A 16,412-nucleotide genomic window follows, 5' to 3' on the forward strand; every position below is an offset into this window, starting at 1 on the left:
GGCTCCGCATTGACATCGGTGCGTGTCGAACCAGTCGGCGTCGACCGATAGTGACCGACCGGAGGTCGCCGTCCTTGGGGAGCTTTTAGATCTTGGTCCGTCCGATCCGAAGGGAGGCTGCGGCCTCCTCAACGATCCGGCGAGTCCCGTGCGCCTTCTTACCCATGTCGCACCCACTCGCCATCGATGACACGGTACAGATCCAGCTCGCCCATCGGCGTCCCGCCGACCGAAGGCACGTCGCCGGGACAGAGCACCTCGGTCAACTCGTCCGCTTCGGCCTTCGGGATGTACGTGACCTTGATGCACGCACTGCCGCTGTCCCGCACCGGGACCCAGTCGACCAGCCGCGCGCCAGTGGCGCAGGCGATGCCGACGTTCAACTCGTGGGCTGCCTTGCTGCCTCCAACGATGGGGCATTGCACGGCTGCCTGATTCTCCTCGCCGGATCAGGCTCCTCGCCGAGAATGATCACTTGCCCCTCCTCCGGAAGCGGATCGCAGGGGCCGAACTCCAGACCGGCTTCCTTCAGCTTCTGGACTGACTCCTCGTCGGACACGGTGGCGCGACCCCACCGGGCTCGCCCCTGGATGCGGCCGCCATCTCAGTCAGCGACATCGTGTCGTCAGACCTCGTTTGCCGTGAGCGGTTCCGGGCCGCTGTCCACCGCGTAGGAGATCGCGGCTCCAGCAACCATGCCGAGAGAGATGACGATCGGAACGAGGAAGAAGAATCTCTGGCGTCGAACGTTCATGCGAGCCTAGCCTCCGAATGACTACACCTCGCCGTAGGAAAACTACCCCGGCAAATGAGCAATAGGGAGCGTCTCGCGGGCAGTTTTCGTGAGTCTCGTCGAGGTCTCGACTCCGTGCCGACGCCGGCGAAGAAGAGACCAATAACTACTACACGTGATAGTAGTAGTGGAGATGGCCGGCGCTCCTCGTTCGGTCGGCAGACCGAATCGGAGATCGAGCGTGCACGGGAGTGCGAAGAGCGGCGCCGGGCGCCACCGCGCACAGCCGCGATCCCACCCAACCCGTGGACGACACGCCGCGCCACGAAGCTCCGCCGGTCGACGCGCGGGAGCAGCAGTGGCCACCGCTCTGATCGGAGGCACTGTGCTCGCCGTGACCGTCGAGCTGCCCATCCCCGAGTCGCAGGCCCAGGTCAACGCCGGAGCGAACGCGAACCTCGAGCCACCGGCTAGCACGCCGGGCAGTGAGCCGGCGAAGCGCCAGCCGACCGCCGCGGCGGCGGCCATCTCCCGACGACCCCAACCTGCATCGCGATCGGGCTCCAGGACCAGCGACGAGGAGTCCGCGCCCGACTGGCTGGCGGAATGCACCTCGAACTGGGAGACGCAGAGCTACGCGAACGGGCAACTTCCCGCTGCCGAGCTGTGCCAGCTCCCGGACGGTATTGGCCAGCTCGAGCCAGCGGCCGCAGCCGCATGGTGGGAGCTCGACAGACGGTTTCGAGAGCGATTCGACGAGCCTGTGTGCGTGACGGACTCCTACCGAAGCCTGTCGCAACAGCAGGCGCTCCGGGCGGCCAAGCCTGGGCTCGCCGCCGTACCGGGGACGAGCAACCACGGGTGGGCGACGGCGCTCGACCTGTGCGGCGGCATCGAGTCGTTCGACTCGGCGGAGCACATCTGGCTGACCCAGAACGCCCCGCGGCTGGGGTGGGCCAACCCGTCGTGGGCGCAGCGGTACGGCTCCAAGCCCGAGCCGTGGCACTGGGAGTTCGCTCAGCAATGAGGACGATCCACCCTCACCGGGACGTCATCGTGCAGCTAGAGGTCCGCTGAATGCCCGACTGGATTCCGTTCGCCCACGGACTCGGCGGCGCGAAGGACCTGCCCATCTCGCCCGAGCTCGTGATTGCGGGGGCGACCGCTGCCCTGGTCATCTCCTTCACGGTGCTCGCGGTCGCGTGGCGGACTCCGAGGTACGACGAGTCGACCAGTGGCCGACCCGCGCCGACGTGGCTGGCCACGATCGTGGAGTCCTCGTGGTGGCGTGCGCTGTGGCGCACTGCTGGCTTCCTCCTGTTCTTGTACGTCGCTGCGGCCGCGGTGTTCGGCAAGGACCTGGTCATCAACCCGGTCTTCGGCGTGTTCTACGTGTGGCTTTGGGTCGGTCTGGTGCCGCTCTCGCTGGTCTTCGGCCCCGTGTGGAAGGCGATCAGCCCGGTCCGCACGATCAACCTCGCCTTTGCGAAGGTCACCGGCGGCGACCCCGACCGAGGGGTGTTCACCTATCCCGAACGGCTCGGCTACTGGCCGGCCGCGCTCGGCCTGTTCGCGTTCGTCTGGCTGGAACTCGTCTACCCGTACTCGACCGAACTCGGGCCCGTCCGCCTGTGGTGCGCGGTGTATGTCGCGGTGATGTTCGTCGGCGGCGCCCTGTTCGGCAGCACCTTCTACGAACGCGCGGATCCGTTCGAGGTCTACTCGACCCTGGTGTCGCGGATGTCGGTCTGGGGTCGACGCGGCGACCTGCTGGTCGTGCGCAGCCCGTTGGCCAACCTGGATGCCACCCCGGCACGCCCTGGACTGGTCGGCGTCGTCGCCGTCCTGTTCGGAAGTACGGCGTACGACTCCTTCCACGCCTCGACGACGTGGATCAAGTTCGTGCAAGGCAGCACCCAGTCCGTGTACCTGCTCGGCAACATCGGGCTGCTCGTGTTCTGTGTCGGTGTCGGGCTCGTGTTCGTGCTCGGCACCGTTCTGACCGGCCTCGGCGAGGACCTACGCCGCCGAGACCTGCCCAACCTGTTCGCGCACTCCGTGGTGCCGATCGTTGCTGGCTACGTGGTCGCGCACTACCTGAGCTACCTGCTTCAGGTGGGCCAGGTGACGCTCATCCAGCTCAGCGACCCGTTCAGCAACGGAAGCAACTTCCTCGGCACCGCGAACTGGGAGATCAGCTACTGGATCAGCTACCACCCGACCTTCCTGGCAACCACGAAGGTCGTGGCGGTCGTCGCCGGTCACGTCCTCGGGGTCATCGCCGCCCACGAGCGCGCAGTCGAGATCCTGCCGAAGCGGCACCAGCTGACTGGTCAGCTCCCGCTGCTGGTGGCCATGATCGCATTCACCGTCGGCGGCCTCTTCCTGCTCTTCAAGGCCTGACCGGCGACCGCAACCGCTAGCCCCGCCGCCGCAAGCGCTATCACCGCTCGCCCTGGCCAGGAGCCAAGGCGGACGGCGAGAGTGAGACCGTCGCGCACCTCGGCGTCGACGATCGCGCTCTCGGTGTCACGCTCGGGAAGCACTACCTGGACGGTGCCGTCGGCCGAGATGGCGCCGGAGATCCCGTTGATCGAGGCCACCACGACGGTGCGACCGGTCTCGAGGGCCCGCACCCGGCTGATCGTCCACTGCTGCTCGAGCTGTGCGGTGCCCAGGAACATCGCGTTGCTGGTCGAGACCGTCACCAGGTCGGCGCCCTGACGCACCTGACCGGCGACGACGTCGTCGTACGCGACGTCGAAGCACAACGCGGTCGCCAACCGCAGCCCGGCGACCGGCAACGGCGCCGCCGGCGGCCCCGGCACCATGTCGCGACCGATGTCCGTGACGCGCTGGGACACTCGCGTCGCGAGGCCGCGCAACGGGACGTACTCGCCGAACGGCACCAGGTGCTGCTTCGTGTACCGCGGCCCCGGCCCCGTGGCGGACCAGGCGATCAGCTGGTTGCGCGCTGTTGTCGAGGTCGGCCCGTCGGTCACGCCTCCGACCACCACAGGCACGCCGGCCGCGGCCACGGCGCTCTCGACCTCCGCCTCGGCGACAGCGTCCTCGGTCGGGTCGACCGCCGTCGCGTTCTCCGGCCAGAGCACGAACGCCGCCGGACCAGCCGCCCAGTCGGCACCGGAAACCAGGCGCCGCGTCTCAGCCGCATGATCAGCGGTGATCTCTCGGTGGTGATCGACGACGAGCTTCCCGGAACCCGGCACTCCACCCTGGACCACGGCCACCCGGACCGACCCGGATCCGGTGGTGCCGAGCGGACCGACGACTCCGGCCATCACCGCGGCAAGCAGGGCCGCTGCGACGACCAGGACGTACGGCGCCGGCCGCGATCGTGCGCGGAGGACCACCCCGGCCAGCGCGCTGCCGACCAAGGCGAGCAGGAACGTTGTGCCCGTCGTCCCGACCCACGGCAGCATCGCTTGCCACGGCGTGTCGGGCGTGGCGAAGGCCAGCCTCCCCCAGGGCACGCCGCCCCAGGGCCAGGACGTCCGGAGCACCTCGACCGCGGTCCACGCTGTGGCCGTCCACCAGGGCCAACCAGGCAGGCGGCCGACGACAGCCGTGAGCAGACCGAGTCCGGCGAACCACGCGCTCTCGACCGCGGTCAGTCCCAACCATGCGCCGACGCCCAGCGACGGCCACATCCAGCTGACGGTCGAGGCCATGAAGGTCAGGCCGAAGCACCAGCCAGCAGCCATGGACTCTCGGGCAGTACGACCCTGCACCGAGAGGACCAGGCCGGTCACGCCGAGGGGCGCGAGCAGACGAGGAATCCAGCCCGCGAACGTCGCACCCAGGACAAGGCCACCCACTGCGGCGACCAGGAGTGCGACCGAGCGGCGCTCAGTCATCCCGGTCTGGGTCCTTGCGCCGAGGAAGTCCCCCGTTGCCGACGAGGTACAGCACCGTCAGCGTGGCGACGAGCGTGAACAGTCCGATCACGATCGTCGAGAGCCCATCAGACACCGGCGTAAGAGTGCAGACCGGTGATCCACATGTTGACGCCGAAGAAGTTGAACACGAAGGCGGCGTAGCCCGCGATGGCGAACCACGACGCCTTCACGCCTCTCCATCCCGCGGTCGCCTGAGCGTGGAGGTACGCGGCGTACAGGACCCAGGTGATGAACGCCCACGTCTCCTTCGGGTCCCATCCCCAGTAGCGACCCCAGGAGTTCTCGGCCCAGATCGCTCCAGCGATGACCGCGAACGTCCAGACGGGGAACGCGAACATGTGAGCGGCGTGCGCCACCTGGCCGAGGGTCTCCGTGGACGGCAGCATCCCGGTACGACGCCCGCGCCGGTCCAGCCGCGTGCGAACAAGGAAGGCCGTCGTTGCGATGAAGCCGACCGTGAACACGCCACCGCCGATCATCGCCGCAGCCACGTGGATCACCAGCCAGTAGGAGTTGAGGACAGGCACCAGCGCGCCAGCCGGCGTGTAGAGCACGGTGACCGCGAGGCCGAGCGCGATCAAGACGAGCGCGCTGACCCACACGCCCAGCGCCTGGATGGGACGCCTGCGCACGGTCGCGAGGAAGGCGCCGGCCGCCGCCAACGAACAGACCAGGACGAACTCGTACATGTTGCCCCACGGCGCGCGGCCGGCCGCGATCCCGCGGCTCGCGATGCTCGCCGCGTGCAGGCCGAAGGCGAGCGTCGTGAGGGAGATAGCCGCTGCGCCGAGGAACTGCGTCCGCCCGGCGGGCGTGGGCTCTCCGGACGGGATCGCCTCCTCGGGGTAGGGGGCCGTACCCGCCGCACCGGCCGCGACGCTCATCTCCGGTAAGGGTGCTGGGGTCGTCGACCGTCCCGCTGCGAACGCGCAGTAGCCGAGGAACGCGAGTGCGTAGACCGCGATGGCCGAGTAGATGAGCGAGTTCGAGAGCTCGGCCCAGGCAACGTCGTTCATAAGGTTTCCTTCTCGGGGGTGGGGGTCGGCGAACTGGTGTGCCGGGGCGCGTCGAGTGCGGTGAGCAGCCGATCCACCTCGCCGGCGGGCAAGGGCCGGCGGGTGACCGACCGGGCGGCGACCTCGACCTCACCCGTGGGTCCGACCCGCACCCACAGGTGCCGGCGGCGAATGGCGAGGGAGGCGGTCAGCCCGACGAGCAGAAGGACGCCGGCCACGAGCGAGATCTCCTTGCCGGGGTCGTAGGCGATCTGGAAGTTCGCGAATCGGGCGACCCCGTCGAAGCGAAGCGTCCCTTCTCCACCGGGCAGCCGCATGGTTTCGCCCACCGCGAGGGCGCGCTTGAACGGTTCCCCGTCCGCTCCTCGGGCCTGCTTCATGCCGCCCTTGTCGAGGGTGAACACCGACTGCGCTGCGCCGTCGTCCATCTGAAGATCGCCGGTGAACGCGGTCAGGACGAGCAAGGGGTTCAGGTCATCGGGAAACACCGACCTCGGTCCAAGGTCGTCGATGACACCGGTCGGCAAGAACAGCCCCTCGAAGCCCAGCTGGGTCGGCACCGCGTCTGGGACCTTGACGACGCCCTCTGAGGTGTAGGTCTGGTCGAGCGGGAGGAACATCACGGGACCGGAGTAGGCGACGTTGCCCTCGCCGTCGGTCACGGTGACCTTCGGGGCGTAGCCGTGACCGGTGAGGAACGCCTTGGTCTCGTTGACGTCCAGCGGATCGTTGGGACGGACCTGGACCGTCTCGGGGTCGCTTCCCTCGCGCGTCACTGTCAGGTCGGCCAGGAACGACCGTGGCGCGCCGGCATCGACCGAGCCCGACTCGAACGTCGCGTCAAAGTCGTCGAGGGTGAAGCTGAACGGCTCGAGGCCGTCGACGTCGGTCCACACTGATGGCGTGAACGCGTCGTACTGCGACCGCAGGTTGGTGAAGGACGCGCCTTCGACGAGCGCGACCCGTCCCTCGAAGCCGAACAACCGTCCCGCCCCGACACCGACGAGCAGCACAAGCAGCGAGAGATGGAACATGAGGTTGCCGACCTCGCGGAGGTAGCCGCGTTCGCCCCGAACCTCGGTGCCGGCGACTTCGACGCGGTATCCGAGCCCGCGCACGGTCGCTTCGGCCCGAGCCACGACCTCGTCTGACGGAACGTCGCTCGTCCAGGCGACGTAACGGTCCATCCGTCCCAGGTGGCGAGGGGCGGCTGGCGGCGCCGACCGCACCGAGCGCCAGAGCCGGGCCGAGCGTGGGAGCACGCAACCCACCATGGAGACGAGCAACAGCAGGTAGATCGAGGCGAACCAGGCGGACGCGTAGACGTCAAAGAGCTGGAAGCGGTCCAGCCAAGGAGCCAGACCGGGGTTCTCGGCGTAGAAGCTGGCGACCGCGGACGGGTCGCTCGCGACGTTGCGCTGCGGGAGGAGAGAGCCCGGTATCGCAGCGGCCGCGACGAGGGCGAGCAGCACGACCGCCGTCCGCATCGCCGTGAGCGTGCGCCATGCCCAGCGAGCCCATCCCCGCAGGGACGCGGTCGCCGCAGACGGGCTCGACGACACGGTGACCTCCGGCAGCAACGGGATTTCTACTATTGAGCATAGTAGTCTGTCGGTGCGGCTGGGTTCGCGGGTTACCTCCGCGTGAAGACGTACACGCGGCTGCGGCCCGCAGGCAGGACGAGCCGGCTCAGGATCGCGTCGTGCGCCATCTCGAACTCGGTCTGGTTGCGGTAAGCGTCCCAGTCACCGGCGTCCGCTTCGGTTGGACTTGTGATCAGCACGTAGGACTGCACGGCTGCCGTCGCGAAGATGCGGCGCTCGAAGCGGTTGCCCGGGGGCGGCCAGGAGCAGAGCACGACCTCGGGGGCGTGTTGCTTCAGGGCCTTGGTGGCATCGAGGCGCTCGACGAGCTCGGGGTCGTAGGCGACGTGGGCTCCCCAGCTGTAGTCGTCTGACGCGCGAACCGAGACACCCTGGGCTAGAAGGAACCGCGTCAGGGTCCCGTCGCCGGCGGCAAGCTCCGCCGCCGGACGGTCGGCGATGCGTTCAGCCAGCGCCTTCACGAATGCGCCACTGTAGAAGCAGTAGATGCCCTGTCTGCGTACCAGCGGGAGCAGGCGACGCCGTTGCCAGACCAGCGGCCAGATCAGTCGGTACGCGGCCATCGAGGTCGGCTTGCGAGCCAGGCCGGGGCCGTCGAAGAACAACCACTGGAGCAGGGTGCCGTTGAAGCGGTTGAACCGGATCCGGCCAGTTGAGGTTCCGGTCTCTGCCGCGAGGTTCGCCTGGCGCAGCATCTCAAGAAGCATCCTTCGGCGCACCTCCTCCGCGATCTGCTGCTCCGCCGGCTTGGCGAACCCGGCGGCCTGCCGAGCTGGTTCAAGCCCGGCGCGCGCGAAGGCACGCAGGGCATCATCGCCAGCTCAGGCCCGTGCAGCTGCGTCGGCGCGAAGGACCTCCCACTCGCCTGGAAAGCGCTCGATCAGGTCGTCGATCGGAGGCTCCTCCCGCAACCAGGCGATGACCTCGGCCTGCTTCCGGCTCACCACGTGCTCTCCGTGCACTCCTTCGTCGGACGAGCCTCGACCTGCAGGGTCGCGTGCTCGAGGTGGTGGTTCTCGCGCATGACGGTGCGCGCATGATCGAGCACCGACTGCGCGTCCGCGTCGTCAGCCACAACCAGGTGCGCGGTCGCCACGTTCATGCCCGACGTCAGCGTCCAGACGTGCAGGTCATGGACGTCGACGACTCCAGGCACGGTCGCCAGGTCGCCGACCACCTGGTCGATGTCCATGCCGGCTGGAACGTGCTGCCCGAGGACGTGCAGGACCTCCCGACCCAGCACCACGGCGCGCACGGCCACGAACACGCCGATCCCCAGGGCGACGATCGTGTCCCACAGCGAGCTTCCAGTGGCTGTCACCAACAGGCCGGCGACGATGACCCCCACGCTGCCGGCCGCGTCGGCGACCACCTCGTAGTAGGCGCCCTTGACGTTGAGCGACTCCTTCGAGCCGCCACGCAGCAACATGATCGACGCGATGTTCACGAGCAGGCCGAGGACACCGACGACGAGCATCGGACCGGCCTCAACCTCGACAGACTCGCCGACTCGACCGAGGGCCTCGACGACGACGTACACCGAGACGCCGAGCATGATCAGGACGGTCAGCCCCGAGGCGAAGATCTCGGCTCGGTAGGAGCCGTAGGTCCGAAGCCCGGTGCGGTCGGGTCGGGTCGCAATCCGCGTCGCAGCCAGCGCAGCGCCGAGCGCCACGACGTCGGCCGCCATGTGTCCTGCGTCGGAGATGAGCGCCAACGAGCCGGACAGGAGCCCGAAGACGAGCTCGACGACGAAGAACGTCGCGACCATCCCGAACGCGGCCGCCAGCCGCCAGCGGTGCTTGCCACCGGCGTGACCACCTCCGCCGTGGCTGTGCCCAGCACCCATCAGTTCACCCCCGCCATCGCAACAGAGTCCTTGGAGGCCACGGACACGCAGCTCGCGGCCGCCGCGTCCGTCGCGATCAGGACCGACTCGGCGGCCGCCATCAGTTCGTCGACCGGAACGCCGGGGACCAGCGCGAACATCGAAGCCCGGCCCTGCGGCGTCGAGAACACCAGACCGCAGTGCCGCAGGCAGGCAAGGTGTGTGGACACCGTCGACTGGGCCAGGCCCAGGTGCTCGACGAGGTCGACAACGCGATGCGGGCCGAGTTCGAGGTGCCTCAGGATCGCAAGCCGGGACGGGTCTCCCAGCGCCCGGAACAACGCGGAAGGAATCGCGAGGTCGGGCTCAGCCGTGGCCGACGTCGACTCCTGTTTCATCGTCATGGGCCGATGTTATCGAACATAGGCGCTCCCGGCCATGCCCCCTGGCCCCAATTTCTACGACGCAACATAGTAGATTGGCCCGGCTCCCGAGAGAAGGACCAATGGCCCGCATTCGTCGCCTCATCATGCTCATCGCCGTCATCACCCTCGGAGCGGCGTTGAGCGCCGCACCCGCCAGCGCACACACCGACCTGACCGGATCCGACCCAGATGACGGCGCACGTCTCACGTCGCCTCCCGCGGCCATCACCCTCACCTTCACCGAGGACATGAGTCCCCGCCTGGCGACGGTCACGCTGCAAGTCGGCACCACGGACGCGGGCGAGATGGACGTACGGCAGGGCGAGACGACCAACGCGCTGGTCGCCGAGGTACCGCTCGACCGGATCCTGGCCGGCGGGTCGCCCCAGACCTGGACGGTCAGCTACCGCGTCACCTCCACCGACGGCCACCCAGTCGAGGGCACCCTGACCTTCCAGGCGCCCACGCCGGCGCAGCTGCCAGCAGCTCCGACACCCACCCCGTCGAGCGAACCCAGCTCGAACGACGTCCCGGCGACCGACGAACAGTCGGCCAACTCCGGCGCCGGCACCTCGAGCGCTCTCGTCGCTGCCGCCCTGGCTGGGATCGCCATCGCCGTCGTCCTGGTGCTTCGCGCGCGTCGGCGGAGCGATCAGAAGTGACTCGATCCATGCCGCGGCCCACGGCGGCGGCCCTCCTACTGACCCCGCCAGCGGTCGCCGTCGGCCTGCTGTCACTCACCGGGGGCCTTGGCCCCGGCCTCGCCGGCCTGCCGACTCCAGGACGGCTCACCCAACTCGGCCTCCCGATGGCCCAAGCCATGCGGGACATCACGGCCATGCTCACCGTCGGACTGGTGGCGCTGGCCGTGACCTGCCTGCCTCCCGACGGCCTCGACCGGAAGGACCGGCTGACGGGCCTGCGTCGACGGCTCGTCGACGGCGCCGGGCACGCCGCATTCGCCTGGGCCGGCCTGAGCCTCGCACTGGTGGCGCTGACCTTCTCCGACGCGTCGGGTGAGTCACTCGGGTCTGCAGGGTTCGCCGACCAGGCGGTGTTCTTCGCGACGAGCTACGACCTCGGTCGGTATTTGCTCGGTAGCGCTGCGATCGCGCTGGTGGTCGGCTTGACCGCCCTCGCCTGCCGCGGTGTCCGGCTTGCCGGAGTAGCGGGCGCGCTCGCCGTGGTCGGCCTGTGGCCGATCGCGTTGACCGCCCACGGGGCTGGAACCCTCCGACACGACCTCGCCGTGGACGCCCAGTACGCCCACCTCGTCGCGGTGAGCCTTTGGGGTGGCGGGCTCGTCGGCCTGATGCTGGCCGGCCGTGAGCTCGGCCCAGGGCTCCCGGCCACCGTTCGCCGGTACTCCACCCTGGCCGCCTGGTGTTTCCTACTCGTGGCGGCCGCTGGGATCGCCGGCGCCGTCATCAGGCTCGATTCCCCACGCGACCTCGCGTCGACGTACGGCGCGCTCCTGGTCCTCAAGACGGTGGCGGCAGCGGCGCTCGGCATCGCCGGACTGGTGCATCGCCGGCGCGTGATCCCCCGGCTGACTGGCGCGGCCGACGCCGCCGTGCGCTCGACGTTCCGCCGTCTGGTGAGCGTCGAGGTGGGTGTCATCCTGGCCGCTACCGGCACCGCCGTCGCCCTGAACCGCACCCCACCGCCTTCGGGCAGCCAGGTTCCGCTCACCACCGCCCAAGACCTCCTTGGGTACGACATGCCTGGACCGCTCGGCGCCGCGCAGTGGTTCACCGCGTGGCGGCTCGACGGCTTCTGGACGCCGATCGCGCTGGCGCTGGTCGTGATGTACGCCGGGGCGGTCATTCGCCTGCGACGTCGCGGCGACACGTGGCCGGTCGGTCGTACGCTCGCCTGGGTCGGCGGCTGGGCGATGTTCGTGTGGGCGGTCAGCGGCGCACCGGGCGCCTACGGGCGGGTCCTGTTCAGCATGCACATGGTGCAGCACATGACCATTGCCACCACGGTACCGATCCTGCTCGTTCTTGGCGCCCCGGTCACGCTGGCCATGCGCGCGCTGCGCCGCCGCGCAGACGGGTCCATGGGGCCGCGCGAGTGGCTGCTCGCGGCCGTCCATTCCCCGGTCGCATCCATCCTCGGCCGGCCGGTAGTCGCCGGAGCACTCTTCGTCGCCAGCCTGATCGCGTTCTACTACACGAGCCTGTTCGAGATCTCGCTCGACAGCCACACCGGCCACATCCTGATGACCGCCCATTTCCTGATCGCGGGCTACCTGTTCGCGGGCTGCTTGGTCGGGACCGATCCCGGCTTCCACCGGCCGCCGTACCCGATGCGCGCGCTCATGGTGATGGTGGTGTTCGGCTTCCACGCGTTCTTCTCGGTCTCGCTCATGGCCAGCACGACGATCCTGGCCGAGGACTGGTTCTCGGGGCTGCCGCGCACCTGGGGCGCCACGCTCGCCGATGACCAGTACCTCGGCGCCTCTCTCGGATGGGCGCTCGGCGACTACCCGCTCGCCCTGCTGGCCGGCGTCCTCGTCTTCCTCTGGGTGCAGGCGGATCGGCGCGAGCGGAAGCGCTTCGACCGGCAGGAGAGCCGCAACGGTGACCAGCAGCTGATGGCGTACAACGACCGGCTTGCACGCATGGCAGAGCACGAACGGCAGATACGCGAGGAAAGTCAACTACGATCCTCGGTAGGAGAACGCGCGCGCTCGAGCGGCGACGACGAGAGGACGTGACCTGCGTGAAGCCGCTGGGCCAGCTTGAGGCCGCCGTCATGCAGCGCCTGTGGGACGCCGAGGCGCCGGTCTCGGTGCGCGACGTCCTCGAGGACCTGCAGCGAGAGCGACCGCTGGCCTACACGACGGTGATGACCGTCCTGGACCATCTGCACGACAAGGGACTGGTCACGCGGAGCAAGCAGGGTCGCGCCTTCCTCTACTCGCCGACGATGACCCGCGAGGCGCACACCGCCGGCCTTCTCGACGACGTCCTGTCGACCAGTGCCGACCGCAGCGCGACGCTTCTCCACTTCGTCGGCCAGCTCGACGAGTCCGAGGTCGCCGACCTTCGGGCCGCACTTGACGCGTCCACGCGGACCCAAGAACCGTGATCGCCGCAGCGGCACTGCTGATGTACGCCATCGTGGCCTCGACCTGGGGCGCCACGATGCTTAGTTCGTGGTCCTGGCCGGTTCGCTCTCCAGCATGGGGCATCTGGGCGTGGCAGGCTCTCGCCACCTCTGCGGCGGCCGCTCTCGTGCTCGCCGGTGTCGTTGTCACCCTGCCTGAGACCCCGCTCGGCGGGCTCGTGGCGAGCGTGCTGCGGTCGTGCTCGGACGCTCTGGCCCAGCACTACGCGACCCCGGGCGGCATGCCTGTGGCGATCCTGGTCGGTCTCGCCAGCGCCGCTGTCGTCGCCCGCTTTGGCCTGCTCGTCGGCCGCGAGGCGCGTCACTCGGCCGGGCTTCGCCGGACCCAGCGCGACACCCTGGCTCTGGTCGGAACGGACCGTCCTGAGGGGTTCACGCTCGTTGACCACGCCACCCCGCTCGTCTACTGCCTCCCGGGCCGAGCCGGGAAGGTGGTCGTCACCAGCGCCGCGTGCGACCTGTTGACCGAACGACAGCTCGACCTGGTCCTGGCTCACGAGCGCCGACACCTGCTGGCGCACCACCACGCCGCGCTCACCTTGTCCGGCGCCTTGAGCCGCACGTTCGGCGGGTTCGGCGTCTTCGGCATCGCGCACCAGCAGATCTCAGCGCTCGCCGAGATGCAGGCCGACGACGCGGTCAGGCCCGCGCCCGACCGGATCGACCTCGCCCGAGCCCTGCTGTCCCTGGTGCCGACCGGCCTGGTGTCCGGCAGCCCCTCGGGACGCGCCGCGGAGCGCGTCCGTCGGCTGACCGAGCGCGCGGACCGGCCGCGGCGGCCGGTGGGACTGATCGCATCCACCGCCGGGCTCGCGGTGCTTGCGGCCCCGCTGGCCCTCGCCCTGGTACCCGCGGTCGAGGCGGCCGCCCGCGACTGCTGCCCTACGGCGTACTCCCACCTGCCCGGTACGACCGATCCGTCAGTCGGTCCGCTCGACACCGGCGGCGGGCTCGGCGAGGACGTCGTCCAGCAGCGCCCGTAGCGTCGCTGCCGACACCACGCCAAGGATCCGCGCGGCCAGGCGCCCCTCTCGGTCGACGACGACGGTCGCCGGTACCGCGTTCGTCGTGAGCTGACCACCGAAGGCGAGCGCGGCGTCGCCGGAGTCATCCGAGCGGATGCTGGAGTACGGGATCTGGAACTTCCGCTCGAAGGCAATGGCCGCGGCATCGTTGTCCCGCACGTTCAGGCCGACGAAGGTCACGCCTTGAGCTCGGTACTCCCGCGCCGCCTGACGTAGGGCCGGCGCCTCGACTCGGCACGGGCCACACCAGGAGCCCCACACGTTGAACACCGCCACAGTGCCAGCGACCTGATCGAACTCAAACCGAGAGCCATCCAGCAGCTCGCCCTCGAAGTCCTCCACCGATACCCGGTCGTCGGCATCCCACTGCTGAATTACCCCCTCCCCCGACGGCCCTTGGCTGGAATCAGCAGTGCTGTCGTCGGCGTCGTCCCGGATCGCGATGAACACGAAGAGGCCGATGGCGAGGAGCAAGAACGGCCAGCTCAACAACCGGGACATGGACGGGCGATCCCGGAACTCATTCACACCCAACTACTATCATACGTAGTACTACGGCGTATCGGAAGACGGAGGAGGTCCCGTGCGGACCCAGACCAAGGCAGCCCTCGGCATCGGAGCAGCGCTCGCGGCGATCCTCGCGGCGCTCATCATCCTGCTTGTTGTGAACCCCGACGGCGACGAGCCGGCCGCCAGCGCCGAGACCGGCGAAGACTCGGTCCTGGTGCGTTCGGACAGCCACGTGCTCGGCGAGGAAGGCGACTCCGGGGTCACCTTCGTGGAGTTCCTCGACTTCGAGTGCGAGGCTTGCGGCGCGGTGTTCCCGGTCGTCGAGCAGCTGCGCGAGGACTATTCCGGTCGAGTGACCTTCGTGGCGCGCTACTTCCCGCTCGAAGGGCACTTCAACTCCGAACGCGCGGCGCGCGCGGTGGAATCGGCCGCTCGCCAGGGCGAGTTCGAGGCGATGTACCAGAAGATGTACGAGACGCAGTCGACCTGGGCTGAGGCGCAGGTGCCCAAGGACGACGTCTTCCGAGGCTTCGCAGAGGAGCTCGGTCTCGACCTCGAGCAGTACGACGCCGACTACGCGTCGGAAGAGGTGCTGGCCCGCGTGCGCAAGGACGTCGCCGACGGAGAGTCGCTGGGCGTCCAAGGAACTCCGACCATCTACGTCGACGGCGAGCTGTTCCAGCCCGAGTCCGTGCAGGACTTCTACGACACCCTCGACGAGGCGCTCGCCAAGTGAGCACCGCCGAACAGGTGGAGCTCGAGGTGCGGCCGCAGCGGCAAGACGAGGTCGCCCTCGCCTGGTTGCTGCTCCTAGGCGGGATGGTCGGCCTCGTTGCGTCGTCCGTCCTGATCGCCGAGAAGATCGCGCTGCTCACCGACCCGACGTACGTACCGAGCTGCAGCGTCAACCCGGTCCTGAACTGCGGCTCGGTCATGAGCACCGCGCAGGCTGAGGTGTTCGGCTTTCCCAACCCGATCCTTGGCGTCGCCGCGTTCCCGGTCCTTGTCACGACTGGCGCCACGCTTCTCGCCGGCGGAAGGCTGGCAGCCTGGTACTGGCGCGGTCTCCAGGTGGGGGTGACGCTGGGCCTCGGCTTCGTGCTCTGGCTGGCGTTCCAGAGCCTCTACCGCATCGGCGCCCTGTGCCCGTACTGCATGGTCGTGTGGGCAGTGGTCTGGCCGACGTTCCTGTATGTCACGCTACGGAACCTCCGCGTGGGGATTTTCGGCACTGCCATTCAGCGCTCAAGGTTGAACCGGGTGCTGGGTGACTGGCACGCCCCGGTCCTGCTGGGCGGCTACCTCGTGGTTCTCGTCCTGGTCGGGGTCCGGTTCTGGTCCTACTGGTCGACTCTGCTGTGACCGTCCCCCGCACCTGCCCCCACGTCCGAACCAGCACCTGGTGTCGGCGTGGGTGACGCCCAGGACGTCATCCTGTCGGGCTCACTCCTGGTGGCGCTGCCTGTGGCCGCCCTGGCCGGCCTGTTGTCGTTCTTCACTCCGTGCTCCCTGCCACTAGTGCCTGGTTATCTCTCCTACGTCGCCGGCATGGCGGGTGCGGAGTCGCCAGTGACGTCCGAGCTCCGTACCGGACAGCGTGCCCAGCGAAGCCGGACCCTGGCGGGCGCGACCCTCTTTGTCATGGGGTTCGCGGCGGTGTTCACCGCCTACGGCGCACTCTTCGGCGCACTCGGCGCCCAGATGCAGACCCATCAGGAAACTCTGATGCGCGTCACTGGCGCCATCACCATTGCCTTCGGCCTGCTCTTCGCAGGCGCCGCCGAGCGGATCCCGGTCTTCAACCGGACACTGCGGCCGGATCTGCGCCCCCGCGTCGGACTCGCCGGGGCTCCGGTACTCGGCGCGGTCTTCGGAATCGGCTGGACCCCGTGCATCGGCCCCGCGCTGGCCGCGGTACTCGCGCTGGCCACGACGTCCTCGACCGCCGGCCGCGGCGCCGCGCTGAGCCTGACCTACGCGTTCGGTCTGGGGATCCCGTTCCTGCTCGCTGCGTTCTCGCTCACCCGTGCCATGCGCGTCTTCGCGTGGGTGCGTACGCGAAGCACGTGGATCACCCGCGCAGGCGGCGTGCTGCTGGTGCTGGTCGGACTTCTCCAGGTGACGGGCGCATGGTCTGAGCTGGTGGCCGAGCTTCAGACCGTCATCGGTAGTTGGGGAGCACCGATCTGACCGGCGATTCACGCGGCTGTCGGACT

The 16,412-nt window shown here is 69.0% G+C and carries 19 protein-coding genes; 9 read left to right on the top strand and 10 right to left on the bottom strand.

Annotated elements, in window-relative coordinates:
- Positions 1 to 158 precede the first annotated feature (158 nt).
- Positions 159 to 383 carry a hypothetical protein gene (locus ABD875_RS00830; RefSeq protein ID WP_345170567.1) on the bottom strand — a complete coding sequence of 75 codons (225 nt, stop codon included), beginning with the start codon at positions 381 to 383 and terminating at the stop codon, positions 159 to 161.
- 242 nt (positions 384 to 625) lie between these two features.
- The gene (locus ABD875_RS00835) at positions 626 to 754 is read right to left on the bottom strand and encodes a hypothetical protein (RefSeq protein ID WP_345170568.1); all 129 of its coding nucleotides are present in this window, start codon (positions 752 to 754) and stop codon (positions 626 to 628) included.
- Positions 755 to 1,127: 373 nt separating this feature from the next.
- On the opposite strand from ABD875_RS00835, the gene ABD875_RS00840 reads away from it, so the two are divergent.
- Positions 1,128 to 1,760 (top strand): M15 family metallopeptidase, encoded by a 633-nt coding sequence (locus tag ABD875_RS00840; protein ID WP_345170569.1) that lies wholly within the window; start codon positions 1,128 to 1,130, stop codon positions 1,758 to 1,760.
- Positions 1,761 to 1,810: 50 nt separating this feature from the next.
- Complete coding sequence (locus ABD875_RS00845; RefSeq protein WP_345170570.1) at positions 1,811 to 3,136, top strand: hypothetical protein; 1,326 nt, start codon at positions 1,811 to 1,813, stop codon at positions 3,134 to 3,136.
- Here ABD875_RS00845 and lnt read toward each other — a convergent pair.
- From lnt to ABD875_RS00880, 7 genes are all read right to left on the bottom strand, one after another.
- On the bottom strand, positions 3,067 to 4,611 hold the full coding sequence (lnt, locus tag ABD875_RS00850; RefSeq protein ID WP_345170571.1) for an apolipoprotein N-acyltransferase: 1,545 nt from the start codon (positions 4,609 to 4,611) through the stop codon (positions 3,067 to 3,069). The genes ABD875_RS00845 and lnt overlap by 70 nt on opposite strands.
- Positions 4,604 to 4,726 carry a hypothetical protein gene (locus ABD875_RS00855; RefSeq protein WP_345170572.1) on the bottom strand — a complete coding sequence of 41 codons (123 nt, stop codon included), beginning with the start codon at positions 4,724 to 4,726 and terminating at the stop codon, positions 4,604 to 4,606. The genes lnt and ABD875_RS00855 overlap by 8 nt, the downstream gene beginning before the upstream one ends.
- Complete coding sequence (gene ccsB, locus ABD875_RS00860) at positions 4,719 to 5,669, bottom strand: c-type cytochrome biogenesis protein CcsB (protein ID WP_345170573.1); 951 nt, start codon at positions 5,667 to 5,669, stop codon at positions 4,719 to 4,721. Before ccsB ends, ABD875_RS00855 begins: the two co-directional genes overlap by 8 nt.
- Positions 5,666 to 7,156 (bottom strand): cytochrome c biogenesis protein ResB, encoded by a 1,491-nt coding sequence (gene resB / locus ABD875_RS00865; protein WP_345170574.1) that lies wholly within the window; start codon positions 7,154 to 7,156, stop codon positions 5,666 to 5,668. Before resB ends, ccsB begins: the two co-directional genes overlap by 4 nt.
- Positions 7,157 to 7,302: 146 nt before the next feature.
- Positions 7,303 to 7,968, bottom strand: a complete 666-nt coding sequence (locus tag ABD875_RS00870; protein ID WP_345170575.1) for a hypothetical protein — start codon at positions 7,966 to 7,968, stop codon at positions 7,303 to 7,305.
- A gap of 245 nt (positions 7,969 to 8,213) precedes the next feature.
- A complete protein-coding gene (locus ABD875_RS00875; RefSeq protein WP_345170576.1) occupies positions 8,214 to 9,122 on the bottom strand; it encodes a cation diffusion facilitator family transporter in 909 nt (302 codons plus the stop codon).
- Positions 9,122 to 9,505 carry an ArsR/SmtB family transcription factor gene (locus tag ABD875_RS00880; protein WP_345170577.1) on the bottom strand — a complete coding sequence of 128 codons (384 nt, stop codon included), beginning with the start codon at positions 9,503 to 9,505 and terminating at the stop codon, positions 9,122 to 9,124. The genes ABD875_RS00875 and ABD875_RS00880 overlap by 1 nt, the downstream gene beginning before the upstream one ends.
- Positions 9,506 to 9,579: 74 nt before the next feature.
- Here ABD875_RS00880 and ABD875_RS00885 point away from each other — a divergent pair, with 74 nt between their 5' ends.
- Genes ABD875_RS00885 through ABD875_RS00900 form a run of 4 tightly spaced genes read left to right on the top strand, consistent with a single transcriptional unit; the run spans position 9,580 to position 13,644 of the window.
- The gene (locus ABD875_RS00885; protein ID WP_345170578.1) at positions 9,580 to 10,188 is read left to right on the top strand and encodes a copper resistance CopC family protein; all 609 of its coding nucleotides are present in this window, start codon (positions 9,580 to 9,582) and stop codon (positions 10,186 to 10,188) included.
- 8 nt (positions 10,189 to 10,196) lie between these two features.
- Positions 10,197 to 12,248, top strand: a complete 2,052-nt coding sequence (locus tag ABD875_RS00890) for a bifunctional copper resistance protein CopD/cytochrome c oxidase assembly protein (protein ID WP_345170579.1) — start codon at positions 10,197 to 10,199, stop codon at positions 12,246 to 12,248.
- On the top strand, positions 12,245 to 12,622 hold the full coding sequence (locus ABD875_RS00895; protein WP_345170580.1) for a BlaI/MecI/CopY family transcriptional regulator: 378 nt from the start codon (positions 12,245 to 12,247) through the stop codon (positions 12,620 to 12,622). Before ABD875_RS00890 ends, ABD875_RS00895 begins: the two co-directional genes overlap by 4 nt.
- Positions 12,619 to 13,644, top strand: coding sequence for a M56 family metallopeptidase (locus ABD875_RS00900; RefSeq protein ID WP_345170581.1), 1,026 nt, complete (start codon positions 12,619 to 12,621; stop codon positions 13,642 to 13,644). Before ABD875_RS00895 ends, ABD875_RS00900 begins: the two co-directional genes overlap by 4 nt.
- Here ABD875_RS00900 and ABD875_RS00905 read toward each other — a convergent pair.
- On the bottom strand, positions 13,582 to 14,214 hold the full coding sequence (locus tag ABD875_RS00905; RefSeq protein WP_345170582.1) for a TlpA family protein disulfide reductase: 633 nt from the start codon (positions 14,212 to 14,214) through the stop codon (positions 13,582 to 13,584). The genes ABD875_RS00900 and ABD875_RS00905 overlap by 63 nt on opposite strands.
- 55 nt (positions 14,215 to 14,269) lie before the next feature.
- On the opposite strand from ABD875_RS00905, the gene ABD875_RS00910 reads away from it, so the two are divergent.
- The 3 genes from ABD875_RS00910 to ABD875_RS00920 are packed head-to-tail and all read left to right on the top strand — an operon-like array spanning position 14,270 to position 16,386.
- Positions 14,270 to 14,932 carry a DsbA family protein gene (locus ABD875_RS00910; protein ID WP_345170583.1) on the top strand — a complete coding sequence of 221 codons (663 nt, stop codon included), beginning with the start codon at positions 14,270 to 14,272 and terminating at the stop codon, positions 14,930 to 14,932.
- Positions 14,929 to 15,558, top strand: coding sequence for a vitamin K epoxide reductase family protein (locus tag ABD875_RS00915; RefSeq protein WP_345170584.1), 630 nt, complete (start codon positions 14,929 to 14,931; stop codon positions 15,556 to 15,558). The genes ABD875_RS00910 and ABD875_RS00915 overlap by 4 nt, the downstream gene beginning before the upstream one ends.
- Before the next feature lie 48 nt (positions 15,559 to 15,606).
- Entirely contained in the window at positions 15,607 to 16,386 is a 780-nt protein-coding gene (locus ABD875_RS00920) for a cytochrome c biogenesis CcdA family protein (protein ID WP_345170585.1), read from the top strand.
- Positions 16,387 to 16,412: the final 26 nt, after the last annotated feature.

This window comes from Nocardioides caricicola, assembly GCF_039541135.1.
In the GTDB taxonomy this organism is placed as follows: domain Bacteria; phylum Actinomycetota; class Actinomycetes; order Propionibacteriales; family Nocardioidaceae; genus Nocardioides; species Nocardioides caricicola.

Excerpts from the sequence above, each read along its gene's own strand:
- ABD875_RS00845 (WP_345170570.1), top strand. The coding sequence starts at position 1,811 with ATGCCCGACTGGATTCCGTTCGCCCACGGACTCGGCGGCGCGAAGGAC.
- ABD875_RS00835 (WP_345170568.1), bottom strand. The coding sequence starts at position 754 with ATGAACGTTCGACGCCAGAGATTCTTCTTCCTCGTTCCGATCGTCATC.
- lnt (WP_345170571.1), bottom strand. The coding sequence starts at position 4,611 with ATGACTGAGCGCCGCTCGGTCGCACTCCTGGTCGCCGCAGTGGGTGGC.
- ABD875_RS00880 (WP_345170577.1), bottom strand. The coding sequence starts at position 9,505 with ATGACGATGAAACAGGAGTCGACGTCGGCCACGGCTGAGCCCGACCTC.
- ABD875_RS00875 (WP_345170576.1), bottom strand. The coding sequence starts at position 9,122 with ATGGGTGCTGGGCACAGCCACGGCGGAGGTGGTCACGCCGGTGGCAAG.
- resB (WP_345170574.1), bottom strand. The coding sequence starts at position 7,156 with ATGCGGACGGCGGTCGTGCTGCTCGCCCTCGTCGCGGCCGCTGCGATA.
- ABD875_RS00890 (WP_345170579.1), top strand. The coding sequence starts at position 10,197 with ATGCCGCGGCCCACGGCGGCGGCCCTCCTACTGACCCCGCCAGCGGTC.
- ABD875_RS00870 (WP_345170575.1), bottom strand. The coding sequence starts at position 7,968 with ATGCTGCGCCAGGCGAACCTCGCGGCAGAGACCGGAACCTCAACTGGC.
- ccsB (WP_345170573.1), bottom strand. The coding sequence starts at position 5,669 with ATGAACGACGTTGCCTGGGCCGAGCTCTCGAACTCGCTCATCTACTCG.